15 protein-coding genes are annotated in these 14,702 nt (G+C 33.2%); 11 read left to right on the top strand and 4 right to left on the bottom strand.

Annotated elements, in window-relative coordinates; genetic code table 11:
* Positions 1-5 precede the first annotated feature (5 nt).
* The gene (gene gap / locus ACM39_RS18245; protein WP_048512486.1) at positions 6-1,010 is read left to right on the top strand and encodes a type I glyceraldehyde-3-phosphate dehydrogenase; all 1,005 of its coding nucleotides are present in this window, start codon (positions 6-8) and stop codon (positions 1,008-1,010) included.
* A gap of 60 nt (positions 1,011-1,070) precedes the next feature.
* Here gap and ACM39_RS18240 read toward each other — a convergent pair whose 3' ends face one another.
* Positions 1,071-1,952 (bottom strand): mechanosensitive ion channel family protein, encoded by an 882-nt coding sequence (locus ACM39_RS18240; protein WP_048512485.1) that lies wholly within the window; start codon positions 1,950-1,952, stop codon positions 1,071-1,073.
* A 100-nt stretch (positions 1,953-2,052) separates the two neighbouring features.
* Here ACM39_RS18240 and ACM39_RS18235 point away from each other — a divergent pair, with 100 nt between their 5' ends.
* On the top strand, positions 2,053-2,688 hold the full coding sequence (locus ACM39_RS18235) for a peroxiredoxin (RefSeq protein WP_048512484.1): 636 nt from the start codon (positions 2,053-2,055) through the stop codon (positions 2,686-2,688).
* A gap of 92 nt (positions 2,689-2,780) precedes the next feature.
* Here the strand turns inward: ACM39_RS18235 and ACM39_RS18230 are convergent, their stop codons facing one another.
* Complete coding sequence (locus ACM39_RS18230) at positions 2,781-3,371, bottom strand: hypothetical protein (RefSeq protein ID WP_048512483.1); 591 nt, start codon at positions 3,369-3,371, stop codon at positions 2,781-2,783.
* Positions 3,372-3,682: 311 nt separating this feature from the next.
* On the opposite strand from ACM39_RS18230, the gene ACM39_RS18225 reads away from it, so the two are divergent.
* A complete protein-coding gene (locus ACM39_RS18225) occupies positions 3,683-4,741 on the top strand; it encodes a Gfo/Idh/MocA family oxidoreductase (protein WP_048512482.1) in 1,059 nt (352 codons plus the stop codon).
* An 82-nt stretch (positions 4,742-4,823) separates the two neighbouring features.
* On the opposite strand, the gene ACM39_RS18220 is transcribed toward ACM39_RS18225, so the two are convergent.
* On the bottom strand, positions 4,824-6,713 hold the full coding sequence (locus ACM39_RS18220) for an ABC-F family ATP-binding cassette domain-containing protein (RefSeq protein WP_048512481.1): 1,890 nt from the start codon (positions 6,711-6,713) through the stop codon (positions 4,824-4,826).
* A 100-nt stretch (positions 6,714-6,813) separates the two neighbouring features.
* Between ACM39_RS18220 and ACM39_RS18215 the strand changes: the two genes are divergently transcribed.
* The 4 genes from ACM39_RS18215 to ACM39_RS18200 all read left to right on the top strand — a co-directional run bounded on the left by ACM39_RS18215 (position 6,814) and on the right by ACM39_RS18200 (position 9,622).
* Positions 6,814-7,443, top strand: a complete 630-nt coding sequence (locus tag ACM39_RS18215; RefSeq protein WP_048512480.1) for a hypothetical protein — start codon at positions 6,814-6,816, stop codon at positions 7,441-7,443.
* A gap of 161 nt (positions 7,444-7,604) precedes the next feature.
* Complete coding sequence (locus tag ACM39_RS18210) at positions 7,605-8,120, top strand: DUF1761 domain-containing protein (RefSeq protein ID WP_048512479.1); 516 nt, start codon at positions 7,605-7,607, stop codon at positions 8,118-8,120.
* A gap of 46 nt (positions 8,121-8,166) precedes the next feature.
* Positions 8,167-9,297 (top strand): peptidogalycan biosysnthesis protein, encoded by a 1,131-nt coding sequence (locus ACM39_RS18205; RefSeq protein WP_048512478.1) that lies wholly within the window; start codon positions 8,167-8,169, stop codon positions 9,295-9,297.
* An 85-nt stretch (positions 9,298-9,382) separates the two neighbouring features.
* The gene (locus ACM39_RS18200) at positions 9,383-9,622 is read left to right on the top strand and encodes a carboxypeptidase-like regulatory domain-containing protein (protein WP_048512477.1); all 240 of its coding nucleotides are present in this window, start codon (positions 9,383-9,385) and stop codon (positions 9,620-9,622) included.
* A 391-nt stretch (positions 9,623-10,013) separates the two neighbouring features.
* Here ACM39_RS18200 and ACM39_RS18195 read toward each other — a convergent pair whose 3' ends face one another.
* A complete protein-coding gene (locus tag ACM39_RS18195; protein WP_048512476.1) occupies positions 10,014-10,877 on the bottom strand; it encodes a glycoside hydrolase family 25 protein in 864 nt (287 codons plus the stop codon).
* Between the two features lie 66 nt (positions 10,878-10,943).
* Between ACM39_RS18195 and ACM39_RS18190 the strand changes: the two genes are divergently transcribed.
* The 4 genes from ACM39_RS18190 to ACM39_RS18175 all read left to right on the top strand — a co-directional run bounded on the left by ACM39_RS18190 (position 10,944) and on the right by ACM39_RS18175 (position 14,700).
* Positions 10,944-12,206: an NAD(P)/FAD-dependent oxidoreductase gene (locus tag ACM39_RS18190; RefSeq protein WP_048512475.1), complete on the top strand. Its 1,263-nt coding sequence runs from the start codon at positions 10,944-10,946 to the stop codon at positions 12,204-12,206.
* Entirely contained in the window at positions 12,203-12,874 is a 672-nt protein-coding gene (trmD, locus tag ACM39_RS18185; RefSeq protein WP_048512474.1) for a tRNA (guanosine(37)-N1)-methyltransferase TrmD, read from the top strand. Before ACM39_RS18190 ends, trmD begins: the two co-directional genes overlap by 4 nt.
* 382 nt (positions 12,875-13,256) lie before the next feature.
* Complete coding sequence (locus tag ACM39_RS18180) at positions 13,257-14,201, top strand: endonuclease (RefSeq protein ID WP_048512473.1); 945 nt, start codon at positions 13,257-13,259, stop codon at positions 14,199-14,201.
* Positions 14,202-14,229: 28 nt separating this feature from the next.
* Complete coding sequence (locus ACM39_RS18175) at positions 14,230-14,700, top strand: Lrp/AsnC ligand binding domain-containing protein (RefSeq protein WP_048512472.1); 471 nt, start codon at positions 14,230-14,232, stop codon at positions 14,698-14,700.
* Positions 14,701-14,702: the final 2 nt, after the last annotated feature.

Genomic DNA, 14,702 nt, shown 5'->3' with positions numbered 1-14,702 from the left:
CTATTATGTCAACAATCAAAGTAGGTATCAACGGGTTTGGTAGAATTGGACGTCTTGTTTTCAGAGCAATGACTGAAAGAGATAACATCGAAGTAGTAGGAATCAATGACCTTATCGATGCTACATACATGGCTTATATGCTTAAATATGATTCTGTACACGGTATTTTCCCCGGAGAAGTTTCTGTTGAAGGAAATGACCTTGTGGTAAACGGAAAAAGAATAAGAGTAACAGCTGAGAGAGATCCGAACAACCTTAAATGGAACGAAATCGGAGCTGATTATATCGTTGAATCTACAGGTTTATTCCTAGATAAAGAAAGTGCGGCAAAACACATCAACGCAGGTGCAAAAAAAGTAATTCTTTCCGCCCCTTCTAAAGATGATACTCCAATGTTTGTAATGGGGGTAAACCACACTGAACTTACTGATGATATCAAAATCTTATCAAACGCTTCTTGTACGACTAACTGTTTAGCTCCTTTAGCTAAAGTTATTCACGATAATTTCGGAATTGTAGAAGGTTTAATGACAACTGTACATGCTACAACTGCAACTCAAAAAACTGTTGACGGTCCTTCAATGAAAGACTGGAGAGGTGGTAGAGCTGCTCTTAATAATATTATTCCTTCTTCTACAGGCGCTGCTAAAGCGGTAGGAAAAGTAATTCCTTCATTGAACGGAAAATTAACAGGTATGTCTTTCAGAGTACCAACTGTTGACGTTTCTGTAGTGGATTTAACGGTAAGATTAGAAAAAGCCACTTCTTACGAGGAAATCTGTGCTGCTATCAAAGCTGCTTCCGAAGGAGAATTGAAAGGTATTCTTGGATATACTGAAGACGCTGTAGTTTCTCAGGATTTCGTAGGAGATAAGAGAACTTCAATCTTCGACAAAGATGCTGGTATTATGCTTTCTCCTAACTTCGTAAAACTTGTTTCTTGGTATGACAACGAAATGGGTTATTCAAACAAGTTAGTTGATATGCTAATCCACTCTGCTTCTTTATAATAGTAATGAGCAATTAGCAATACAAAAAACCTTCCGATTGGAAGGTTTTTTTATTTTATATTAATCATGATTTTCGTTGATAAGACTTTCACCGTTGGTAATATTAATGCTTGTAGGGGTTACCAACTGTATTCCGTCGGTATCAAGACGTTGTTTTATTTTTAAATAAGCCTCACTTTTTAGTTGGACCATATTGGCACCCACTTTCATCCAAAATTTAGCCTGAAGGTTAAAAACACCCTGTTTCAAATCTGTAAAAATAACTTCAGTGGTATCTGTTCTATCTATATTTTCTAAACTTTTGATAACTTCTATTATTCCTTTTTGAGCTTTGCTGACATCTTCGTCTGCCGGAATTTCAAAATTTAAAATAATTCTTCGCTGAGGAGAAGCGGTAACATTTGAAAAAGGAGCGTTAAAAATGACCTGATTAGGAATATAAACTTTTTTCCCATCATCAGTAATGATTTTTGTGGTTAGAAAACCAATTTCCATTACCGTTCCTGAATTTGTACCAAGTGTAATGTAATCTCCAACTTTAAAAGCTTTATCAATTCCGATTAGCATGCCCGAAAAAATGCTTGATACCAAATCTTTCAACGCTACCCCTGCAATTACCCCTGCAACTCCTAAACTTCCGATAAACTTCCAGAGAAAGCCGCTGAATCCCATAATTTCCAATGCAATAAAACTCCCCATCAACATAATAATGAACCTGAAAACTCCTATCAGAGTGACCAAAGAACTTTCTTTTTTACTTTTGGGAAAGAATCTGTGAAATAATTTTACAGAAAATTGACTTAAATATTTACTTGTAAACAGGAAAAAAGTAAAAACTAAAATTCCGACGATTAATTTTGGTGTAAGTTCGGCAAACTTTAGATACCAATTTTCTAATACATTATAGACAACTTCAATGTAGCTTAAACCTTCTTTGCGCATGGATCCTATTATTTTTAATTAAATATATTAAAATTTTAAACAAAAATTTTGCCAGTTCCAGAAAGTCTACTAAATTTGTAGACTAATAAAACAAAATATTATGTCAATCAAATTAGGAGATACAGCACCAAACTTTCAGGCAGAATCATCATCAGGAGATATTGATTTTTATAATTACTTAGGACATTCCTGGGGGATTTTATTTTCACATCCGGCAGATTATACACCGGTTTGCACTACAGAATTAGGCTTTACCTCAAAATTGAAATCTGAGTTTGATCAAAGAAATACAAAAGTAATTGCATTAAGTGTAGATGGAGTAGAGGATCATCAAAATTGGATAAAAGATATTAACGAAACTCAAAATACGGAAGTGCAGTTTCCTATCATTGCCGATAAAGACAGAAAAGTCTCAGAATTGTATGATTTTATTCATCCCAATGCTTCGGCAACAGCAACTGTTCGCTCTTTATTAATTATTGATCCTGAAAAAAAGGTAAGGCTGATAATTACCTATCCGGCTTCTACAGGAAGAAATTTCAATGAAATATTAAGAGTTTTGGATTCTCTGCAATTGGTTGATTCACATAAAATAGCAACACCGGTAAACTGGAAAAATGGAGAAGATGTAATTGTTCCGCCAACAGTTTCTACAGAAGATGCAAGAAAAATTTTTCCGAAAGGTGTGACAGAAATAAAACCGTATCTGAGATATACGCCCCAACCTAATACATGATTTATTTGATTTTTTATAGTTTAGTTTTAATTTGTACGAAAATCGCCTCGAAATTTATTTCGAGGCGATTTCATTTTTATATTAAATAAAAATTATTTAACGTCGTTTACTACTTGCTTAGCTTTTGAAGTGGGTAAATAAATACTAAATCCTACATTAAAAGTAATGTTTGAATTTAATCCTTCGTTACCAAATCCTGCTTGTCCCTGATATTTTACTAAACCTTCTAAACCGATGTTTGGAGTGATAAAGTAAGAATAACCAGGACCAACTCCGAAGTCAAGACCTGTAGTTGAATTTCCGTTTTCAACAGATGAACCTCCGATACCTACGTTACCTTCAAAGAACCATCTTCCGTGATTTAATAAGTTGTCAACACCTTTTTCTCCAGGAGACAGATAATAACGTCCTAAACCACCTACTGCATAATCAAATCTTGTAGGAGAACCGTTTGTAACTTTGCTGATACCTAAATTTACATATCCCCCAACTGCTACATTGTCTTGTAAGAAATAAGCACCCTTTGGCTGTATTGCAATGCTATATCCACCACCAGTATTAAGACCAAAATTACTTGACACTAAGCTACTTCCTACTAACCAGTTTCCTTTTTGAATTTGAGCATTCATAGAAGTAGTTAAACCTGCTGTGGCTAATATTCCTGCTAGGATTAGTTTTTTCATAATTTATAATTTTTAATAATTAATGTTTATTATTCTAAAACTAGTGAAATTCAATAAATGTGCCAGAATGCTTATTTTTAGATAAAATTCTTAAAATAATGTTAAAATTACAATAATATAATTCATTGATTTTAACGGTCTTATTTGATTATTTCACAATTTTAAATAAATAATAGGATAATAGAAACAATAATTCCTGCAATGGTAAATATCATTCCTTATTTGAAAATTTTGTTTTATTACCGGCTTTGAATTGTTCGTAATGCCTGATATTTTAAGTTTTTATAAATATCTTTGTTAAAAATAAAATTATGCAATTGATAAAAGTAGGTCTTTGCGCTTTTGGGATGAGTGGGAAAATTTTCCATGCTCCTTTTTTAAAAGAGCATCCGGGATTTTTCATGTCTGCTGTAGTGGAAAGAAGTAAAGAAGCATCTAAAGAAAAATATCCTGACGCTATAATTTATCGCTCTGTTGAGGAGATGCTGCAAAATTCCGATATTGAATTGGTGGTAGTAAATACACCCGTTCAGACACATTTTGAATATGTAAAAATGGCTTTGGAAGCAGGAAAGAATGTAATTGTAGAAAAACCTTTTACGGTAAATGTTTCTGAAGCAGAGCAATTGGTGAAATTGGCTGAAGAAAAAGGATTATTTCTAAGTGTTTATCAAAACAGAAGGTTTGACCGTGATTATCTTCAGATTCAGAAAATTATTAGTGAAAAAAAATTAGGGGATATCAAGGAAGTTGAAATTCGTTTCGACAGATTCCGTACAGAACCTAGCGGAAAATCCCACAAAGAAAATCCACAGGAAATGGCTTCTGGCTCACTTCATGATTTGGGTGCTCATTTAGTAGACCAGGCGGTACAGCTATTTGGTTTTCCGGAAAAACTTTTTGCCGATGTATTTTCTATGAAAGGGATTGAGTTTGCCAATGATTATTTTGAAATTTTACTTTATTATAAAAATGATTTAAGAGTGAGATTAAAATCTTCTGTTTTTACCAAAGAAGCTCATTACGCATATGCGGTTCATGGAGAGAAAGGAAGCTTTTTGCAGGAAAGAACCGATAATCAGGAGAATGAATTGGTTGCAGGAGCAATTCCTACTTATGGAGAAGAGTGGACTCAGCCTTTAAAAGAAGCAGACGGAATTTTGAATTTTTTAAATGAAAAGAAAGAAACTGAAAGATCCTTTACCTCAAGCGAACCCGGAAATTATATGAATTATTATCAGCATATTTATGAGCATGTTGTTTTCGGATATTACTTGCCTTCGCCGGCGGGAGAAGTTATTCAGAATATGAAAATTATTGATACAGCAATGGAAAGCTCAGATGCTCAGAAAGTAATAAGCTTTATTTAGTTGTGAATTATGAGTTATAAATTATGAGTTTGAGTTGGTTTTCAACACACTTTTATTCATAATTTTATAACTCATTATTATTTTAGTCTTCCTGGAGTTCCAACCATCTTATTTCATGGTTTTCCAGTTTTTCAGAAGCAGATTCTAACTCAGCAGAAAGTTTGGCAATTTTTTCGTAATCCGTCTCGTTGTTAAGCTGCTCAAGAATTTTATCTCTTTGTTTTTCAAGCTCAGGCATTTCTTTTTCAATTAATTCTAATTCTCTTTGTTCTTTAAAGGATAATTTCCTCTTTTTAGTCAAATTTTGAGAATTGTTTGAAGGGGCAGCCATTTCTTTTACAGGCTCTGGCTTTGGTGTTGTTGATTTTCCTAAAGCTTCTTCTTTGCTTTTTGCTTCTCGGTATTCTGAGAAATTTCCAACAAAATCTTTAATTTTTCCTTCTCCTTCAAAAGCTAAAATATGGTCAACAATTCTATCCATAAAATATCTGTCGTGAGAAACGATAATTAATGAGCCCTGAAATTGCTGTAAAAAGTTTTCAAGAACTGTCAATGTAGGTAAATCCAAGTCATTGGTAGGCTCATCAAAAATCAAAAAGTTTGGATTTTGATATAATATGTACATTAAATGCAGTCTTCTTTTTTCACCACCCGAAAGTTTTGAAATAGGAGAGTACTGTGACTGATCATCAAATAAAAATAATCTCAAAAACTGTGATGCAGAAAGACTTTTTCCATTGGCTAGCGGATAATATTCTGCAACATCTTTGATAAAATCAATAACTCTTTCGTCTTCTTTATATGCTAAACCTTTTTGTGAAAAATAACCGAAAGAAATAGTTTCTCCCGTTTCTATTTCACCTCTGTCAGCTTTTTCAAACCCTTGAATGATGTTTAGAAGTGTAGATTTTCCCGCCCCGTTTTTTCCTATAATTCCTACTTTTTCGCCCCGTTGAAACTGATAACTGAAATCTTTTAACAAAACTTTATTTCCAAAACTTTTATCAATGTGATGAAGTTCCAGAATTTTTTGTCCTAAACGTTTCATTTCAAAATCAAGTTCTAAGCCTTGTTTTCTGGTGTCGGTTTTGGCCACTTTTTCAGTTTCGTAAAAAGAGTCAATCCTTGATTTTGACTTTGTTGTTCTTGCTTTTGGCTGTCTTCTCATCCACTCCAGTTCCTTTCTGTAAAGGTTATTGGCTTTGTCGATGGTTGCGTTCATATTGTCTTCGCGAATCATTTTATTTTCAAGATAAGTCGCATAAGAACCGTTATGAACATAAAGATTTTTATCCTCCATTTCCCAAATAATGTCACAAACACTGTCAAGGAAATATCTGTCGTGAGTTACCAATAATAAAGTGATTTTAGCTTTATTCAGATAATTTTCAAGCCATTCTACCATTTCTACATCGAGGTGGTTGGTTGGCTCATCCATAATTAATAAAGTATGGCGGTGTTCAGCCCTGGTTTCTGTTAGCAATTTTGCCAAAGCGACACGTTTAATTTGCCCTCCTGACAGGGTTCCCATTTTGGCTTCCAAATCAGTGATTTTAAGCTGGGAAAGGATCTGTTTCATTTCATTTTCCAAATCCCAGGCTTTTTGAGTTTCCATTTCAGCCAGAGCTTTTTCAATGAAATCACTGTCTGCAGAATGAAGCGATTTATGATAATTTTTAAGAGCCATAATCGGAGCAGAATCCAATGTCATCATAAACTCATCAATTGTAAGATTCGGATCGAAATTAATTTCCTGATCAAACAAAACCACCTGAATATCTTTATTGATAATCACTGTTCCACTGTCTGCAACTTCTTTACCTATCAAAATCTTCAATAGTGTAGATTTTCCGCTCCCGTTTTTGGCAACGATGGCAATTTTATCTCCCTCATTCACATGGAAAGTGATATTTTCGAATAATACCTTGATGCCATAGGATTTGGTAAGATTTTCGACAGAAACGTAATTCATTGGAATTTGATAGTTTGATTTTTAATTTTAATTGAGACGCAAAAGTACGAAAATGTAACAAGAAAACTTTTAAATAAACTAATACCAAAAAACGATTAATATGATAACAAAATTACGCGCCATTCCTAAAGAGAGATATTACGAATATTTTATTCTGGTAGCAAGATTTTTATTGGCTTTTATTTTTATAAGTTATGGATTTGGCAAACTTACGGAAGACGGGCAATTTGGAATATCATCTAAAGAATTGGCAACACCTATTAAAGATCTTTCTCTGTTTCGGGTAATGTGGTATTTGTTTGATCATGAACCATTTAAATCTGTCGTTGGAGTGTTACAGATTGTCACAGGTATTTTATTGCTTTTTCATAGAACAGTTATTTTAGGAGTCTTCTTTTTTATTTCGATTGCCAGTAATATTTTGTTGATGGATATTAGTTTTATGCCGGAAGGCCTCGCTATGGGCTTTGTAAAAAGATTTATTTTGTATTTCATTTTATGTGGATTGATTTTATGGCATGAAAGAGAAAGAATGAAAATTATCTGGAAAGCTATGATTAAAGATTTTTCTATGAAATTGAGATTTCCTATAATTTTATACGGAATGATTCCTGTGTTTGCTATATTTCTCGAGGTTTCTGCAGGTATTCCCCAATTGGTTTATCATTTCATTACAGAACCAGACAAAGTTTTTGACTTTGTTTTACAAGTTTTTCATAAATTATTTTAAAGTTGAATTTAATAAGTATTTTCAATTTGTTTTAAATTATTATTTGTTGAATAGTGTTTTGTTTGTTGTTTTTCGATTAAAATTGATTAATTTTTATGATAAGTGTATTTTGTTTTGATTTTTAATGTAGATTTATACTACTTATTATTAAAATTAAAACTATGACGCAAATCAACTTTTGGGCTATTTTTGTAGCCGCACTTATTCCCTTATTTATGGGATTTATCTGGTATCATCCAAAACTTTTCGGGCGTGTTTGGATGGAAGAAGCCGGATTGACTGAAGAAAAAATGAAAGGTTCTATGATCGGAGTTTTTGTTTTTACCTTTATTTTATCAATTTTCATGGCGCTTTTTCTTCAATTTGTCACAATTCATCAGTTTGGGGCATTGGGGATGATTGGAGGTGATGAGATTAATGCTAATCCTTCTTACCATGTTTTCATGAAAGATTATGGAATGGCCTACCGCTCTTTTGGTCACGGGGCTTTACATTCTTTTATGGCGGGATTTTTATTTGTATTTCCATTGACGGCAATTAATGCAATGTTTGAAAGAAAATCCTGGAAGTACACGATGATTAACTCAGCGTACTGGACGATTACGATTACCATTATGGGGGGAATTGTCTGTGGTTGGTATGTGGCCGACGGTTTTCACTGGGTGACACAAAAATAAATTGTAACGATTTTAAAAAGATAAGGCTACATTTGTGGCCTTTTTTATGCCATATTATTTAAAAATATACGAAACAACTTCCGGTTTACCTGAAAACTGGAATACTGTCATTGGGAATTATAATATTATGCTTTCCAAAGAATATTTCCGTGTTCTTAAAATTTCAAAACCGCAGAATATGGAATGTTTTTTCGTTGGATTTTTTCAGAATAACGAATTGATTGGCGGAGCTTTGTTTCAGTATCTGAATTTTATTCAACACAAAACTTTTCAAAAAAATGAGGTTTGGTGCAGTTTCAGAAGTTTTTTGGCCAGACAGGTCAGTAAAGATGTAATGATTCTCGGAAATAATATGTTGACGGGGCAAAACGGGTTCTATTTTGATTCTTCAAAGATTACCTTGAAGGAGGTTGTTCCTCTTTTGGATAAAGCGGTTCAGGAGATGCAGAAGAAAATCAGGAAAACGTCTTTAATTATTTATAAAGATTATCAGTCAAATTTTGTGAAATATTTTCAGGATAAAAAGCATGAAACTTATTTTAGATTTTCAGTGCAGCCCAACATGATGCTGAAAATAAGAGATGATTGGAAAAGCTTTGAAGATTATATCCGCGATTTTTCTAAAAAATACAGAGATAGGGCTAAATCGGCGAAAAAGAAACTAAAAGGAGTTGAAAAAAAAGAATTAAACTTAAATGATATAAGAAATCATCAAATTCAAATGAATATTTTGTATCAGAATGTAGCTGATAATGCCCCTTTCAATACTTTTTTTCTTGCTGAAAACCATTTTGAAAACATGAAGGAAAGCCTAAATGGAAATTTTAAAGTTTTTGGATATTTTTCGGATGAAAAACTGATTGGTTTTTATACGTTGATTCTTAATGTAAAAGATATTGATACCTATTTTTTAGGGTATAACAGAGAGCTTCAGAAACCAATGCAGTTGTATCTTAATATGCTTTTGGATATGGTAGATTTTGGAATTGATAAAAGCTTTTCAAGAATTATTTTTGGAAGAACCGCCCTTGAAATTAAATCAACTGTCGGAGCTGAACCTTTCGAAATTTTTGGATTGATTAAACATAATAATTTTTTGATCAATCCTTTCATGAAAAATATTTTTCCGTCACTTTCTCCTGCAACAGAATGGATTCAGAGAAGACCTTTTAAATAAAATTTAACTAAAACTAAATTAATTTTAATATCATGTTATGAGTCTTTTATGCTGAAAATATTGATTTTTGCAGTGAACTATTAACATGAAACAACTTAATTTTTTACTTCCTGTATTTTCTGCTTTTTATATTAATGCACAGGTTATTTCGGGAACAGTAATTTTTAAAGAAGAAAATAAGCCAATTCCTTATGTAAAAATAGGGGTGGAAAAAGAAAATAACGGTATAATTTCAGATGAAAAAGGAAATTTTTCCATCGATCTTTCGAACTCAAATACTTCTCATAAAGTGAAGGTTGGTGTGACGGAGGGAATACAGAATTAGAATTTGCTTTAAAATACCCACAAAACATAAATAAATTAATTATCATCGGTGCAAATGTTTTTCCAGCAGGAGTTGACAGTGAGTTATTAAATAACTTTAGGGGTAAAGTAAAATTCATGGCACTTGCCAACCAGCCTGAACATGAAGCTGAAAAAAGATTGCTTAATTTGATGCTGTATGAGCCGAATATCAGCAAGATGTCTTTACATTAAATAAAAAGTCCGGTTTTTGTAATTGCAGGCGAAAATGATGTTATTAAAAAAGACCATACCGAGATGATAGCAAAAGAAATTCCCAATACAAAATTGAAAATTTATTCACAGGCATCATATTATCTCCCTTTTGAAATTGCGGATGAATTGAATAAAGATATAATAGATTTTCTGAAAAATTAATCTAATGTCAATCTTTTTAGAGACCACAAGCTACCATTATAAATGTCTAAATCTACTTTGGTATTGATCCCGTGCACAATTCCGTTTTCTGAAAATTGCCAAAAATTCCACTCGCCCTCGGGAGATGGAGCAGGAACGTCGTTGTAATTTGCAAGCCAAAGCGGATAGTTGTCAAATTCACCTTTCAAAAGGTCTTTATAGTAGTGGTAGTAAGTATAAATGATTGGTTTTTCACCGTAAGTCTCTTCAATGATTTTACACCATGTTTTTAGATCTTCAATCAGCTTTTTATTGGTTTTACGCTTAGGGATTTTTTCAATATCAAGAATAGGTGGCAAATCTCCGCTTTCCAGTTTTACATTTTCAAGAAAATTATTTGCCTGAATCACAGGATCTTCATCGGCTCTGTAAAAATGGTAGGCTCCGCGAATCAAATTATGTTTTTTTGCCAGCTCCCAAAATTCACTAAAATGTTTGTCTGCGCTTCGGTCTCCCATTGTTGCTCTCATCACAACAAACTCTAATGGGATTGTCTTATTTCCTATGCTCAGGCTATCCCATTTTATATCTTCTTTATTTTGATAATGTGAAATATCGAAGCCGTAGGTTTTGTCAAGATTATTGGAAAGGATTTTTTGAATCCTTAACGTTTCAGTTTCACTATTGTGAAGTTTTTTATGGGTAAATTTATTGAAATACAGCGCGTAATAGTAACTGATTGATTGTTTTAAATATAAGCCGGTTCCAATTAATGCTATAATTAAAATTGCCAATACAACTTTTCGCCGGAAAAAATAATTCTTTCGACGGTTCAGATGTATCTTTTTGGCGGTCTTTTTGCTGTACTTTTTAGGTGACATAAAGTTTTGCAAAACTAACTTTTTTCACTACTAAATGCTAAAATAAAATCAGTAAATTTGTGTACTATGGAAACACGCGAAAAGATCATCATTATAGGAGGAGGCTTTGCGGGGCTGCAACTTGCAAAAACATTAAATAACAAGAACAAAAAAGTAATTGTTTTAGACAGGGTAAACCACCATATGTTCCAGCCTCTTTTCTATCAGGTAGCGTGCGGAAGGATAGAACCTTCCAATATTTCTTTCCCTTTCAGGAAAATATTTCAACAGTCCAGAAATACACAGTTTCGTTTGACGGAAGTTCGTGAGATTGATGCAGCAAACAATAAGGTGATTACTGATGAAGCCGAGTTTACGTATGATAAATTAGTCATTGCAACAGGTTGTAAAACCAATTTCTTCGGAAATCAGGATTTGGAAGGCAAAGCTTTCGGAATGAAAAATACTCAGGAAGCAATAGGTATCAGAAATCATGTTTTAATGACTTTTGAAAAACTGATTATTGAAAAAAGCAGGAGTGACGACGGAAACTGGAATATTGTAATTGTAGGAAGCGGCCCAACTGGTGTAGAACTGGCGGGAGCTTTCGCAGAAATGAAGAAAGAGATTCTTCCAAGAGATTATCCTTACATGAATTTTGATAACCTCAAAATCATTTTGGTAAGCTCTACCGAAAAACCTTTAGCAGTGATGAGTCCTGAAGCTCAGCAAAAATCAGAAGAATATTTAAAAGAGCTTGGCGTAACTTTCCTAAGCGGGGAATATGTCACAGACTATGATGGCGATAAAGTTATCATGAAAAGCGGAATGCAGATTCCTTCTAATAATGTGATTTGGGCAGCCGGAGTTACCGGGAATGTGGTAGACGGTTTTCCAGAGGAAAAATTATCGAGAAACAGATACATTGTAGATCGGTATAATAAAATAAAAGGGTACGACAATATTTTTGCGATTGGTGATATATCTTATATGGAAACCCCAAAATATCCACAAGGTCATCCTCAGGTCGCAAACGTAGCGATTAATCAGGCAAAAAATTTAGGTAAGAATCTTTTAAAGAAAACCAAGAATGACTGGGTAGAATATGAATATGATGATAAAGGCTCATTGGCGACAATAGGGAAACACAGAGCTGTTGTGGATTTACCGTTTATAAAATTTCAGGGATTTTTTGCTTGGTATTTCTGGATGTTTTTACATTTAATGCTAATTTTGAGCGTTCGAAACAAATTAGCTGTGTTCTTCAACTGGATGTGGAGCTATTTTAACAAAGATTCATCTTTACGATTAATCATTTTACCTAATAAGAAAAACGGAACATTACAATGAGAATTGACATTATAAGCGTGCTTCCAGAATTGATGGAAAGTCCATTTCAAACTTCTATTCTGAAGAGGGCGATGGATAAAGGATTGGCAGAAGTACATTTTCATCATCTGAGAGATTGGGCGATCAATAAACACAGACAGGTTGATGATGAGCCTTATGGAGGTGGAGCGGGAATGGTAATGATGGTTGAGCCATTAGATAAATGCATTTCTGAACTTAAATCTCAAAGAGAATACGATGAGGTTATTTATCTTACACCGGATGGAATTACGCTGAATCAAAAAATAGCCAATACACTTTCAATAAAAAATAATTTAATGTTTTTGTGTGGACATTATAAAGGTATTGATCAGCGTGTAAGAGATTTACATATTACAAAAGAAATTTCTATCGGAGATTATGTCCTTACAGGAGGTGAGCTTGCCGCCTGTGTTTTGGCAGATTCTATTATCCGTCTACTTCCTGGCGTTTTAAATGATGAGCAGAGTGCTCTGACAGATAGTTTTCAGGACGATTTGTTATCACCGCCTATTTACACCCGGCCTGAAGTTTATAAAGGTTTAGAGGTTCCAAAAGTTTTACTAAGTGGAAATTTTAGTAAAATTGAAGAATGGCGCCATGATGAAGCGGTAAGGATTACAAAAGAAAAACGTCCCGATTTATTATAGTTTTACGTACTTAATTCCGCTAAAAGAATAAGATTTTTTTCCCCCTTTGAGAATTTTTTTTCTTAAAATGGAATGAAAATTGTAATAATAGACGATAAAGTTTAAAAAATAACTCTATTTTATACTTATATTAGTTTTTTATTTAGGTTATTTTAAATTTTAAAGATTATTTTTTTCTTGTTTTGAAATCTGATTTCAAGATGTAGTTAAAATTTTTAATGTATATTCGTGGTTTAGATGTAATTATTCACGGGGATTTATGTACTATGAGTATAAAATTAACCAGAATATATTGTAAAATAATTAATCATATTTAAAAAAAAATAATAAATTTACATTCTGAAATTGATTTGTAAAATTTCAAGAATAAGAAAGCGTGTAGATGGAGTTGTTCACTTTTTATAATGTAGAAAATTTATTTTTACCAGATCCACCGCCAAAGCACAGGCTTGATCCTACAAAATCTGGGCTAAGGAATTGGGACGAAAAAAGATATAAGAACAAACTTTTTAAAATTGCGCACGTTTTTCAATTGATGGAGGAGGAGCATGGCGTTTTGCCATTTATGATTGGGCTCTCGGAAATTTCCGGAAGGAAAGTTTTGGAAGAGCTTGTGGAGATGGAACCTTTTAATTCTCAATACGGAATTGTACATTACAATTCTATGGATGAAAGGAAGGTAGATGTAGCCATGTTATATGACAAAACTAAAGTAGAAGTGATAGATTCAGAAGCTATTACTTACTTTTTTGAAATTATAGACAGGAAAATAGGAAATTATGATACAACTAGGGATGTACTCTATGTAAAAGTAAAATATAAAGGAGAAGTTATTAATATTTTTATCGCCCATCTTCCCTCTAAGCGTGAAAAAGATATTAACCAGCCTAAAAGAGCCTTTATACTTTCAGAAATTCGGGGCAGAATTATGAAGCTTTTAAATGAGAGTAAAGAACATGTTGTTTTGTGTGGTGATTTTAACGAAAACCCGGATGATGAAAATTTAATAAAAATTCTCTATGACAACGATTGTGCGAAAGTTTTGATAAACCCTTTTCAGGAGTTGTTTTCTACAAGAAATTATTCTACTTTTCATTATAAATCTGGATTGCTGTTTGATCAGATCATATTGTCGGAATCATTATTTGACCGTAATCTGGCTTTATCTTTCGATAAAGCGGGAGTATTCAACTCTGAGAAGATTAGCAGCCGGATAAGAAATTTCGAAGGCAGACCATTCCGGACGTATGCAGGTACACGGTATCTGGGAGGCTACAGTGATCATTTCCCGGTTTTTGTAAAATTCAAAGGTTTATGGACAAAGTAAAAACATGAATAATAAAAAAAATTAGAAAATGAAAAATTCAAGCAACACAAACTATCATTTAGATTCAATTGACAAGGAAATCATCTATATGTTGATGGACAATGCTAAAACGTCGTTAGCTCATATCTCGAAAAATGTTGGGATTTCAACAACTGCAGTTCACCAGAGAATTAAAAAATTGGAACATGCTGGCGTTATTGAGAACTCAATTTCGTTCCTTAATCCAAAGAAAATAGGATATAAAGTAATTTCTTATATCGGTGTATTCTTAGACCAGCCAAGTCATTATCCGGAGGTTGTAAAATCCCTGAAAGATATTAATGAGGTGGTGGAAGCTCACTATACGACAGGAAATTATACGACATTCTTGAAGGTACTTTGTAAAGATAATGATCACCTGATGCAAATTCTTAGCAAACTTCAAAAACTAAAAGGCGTGACAAGAACAGAAACTTTCATATCTTTGGAACAAGGTATTTACAGACAATTGAAAGTATAACA

This window comes from Chryseobacterium sp. FH2, from assembly GCF_001045455.1.
Taxonomy (GTDB): domain Bacteria; phylum Bacteroidota; class Bacteroidia; order Flavobacteriales; family Weeksellaceae; genus Chryseobacterium.
This window is presented reverse-complemented; position numbering and strand designations above follow the sequence as displayed.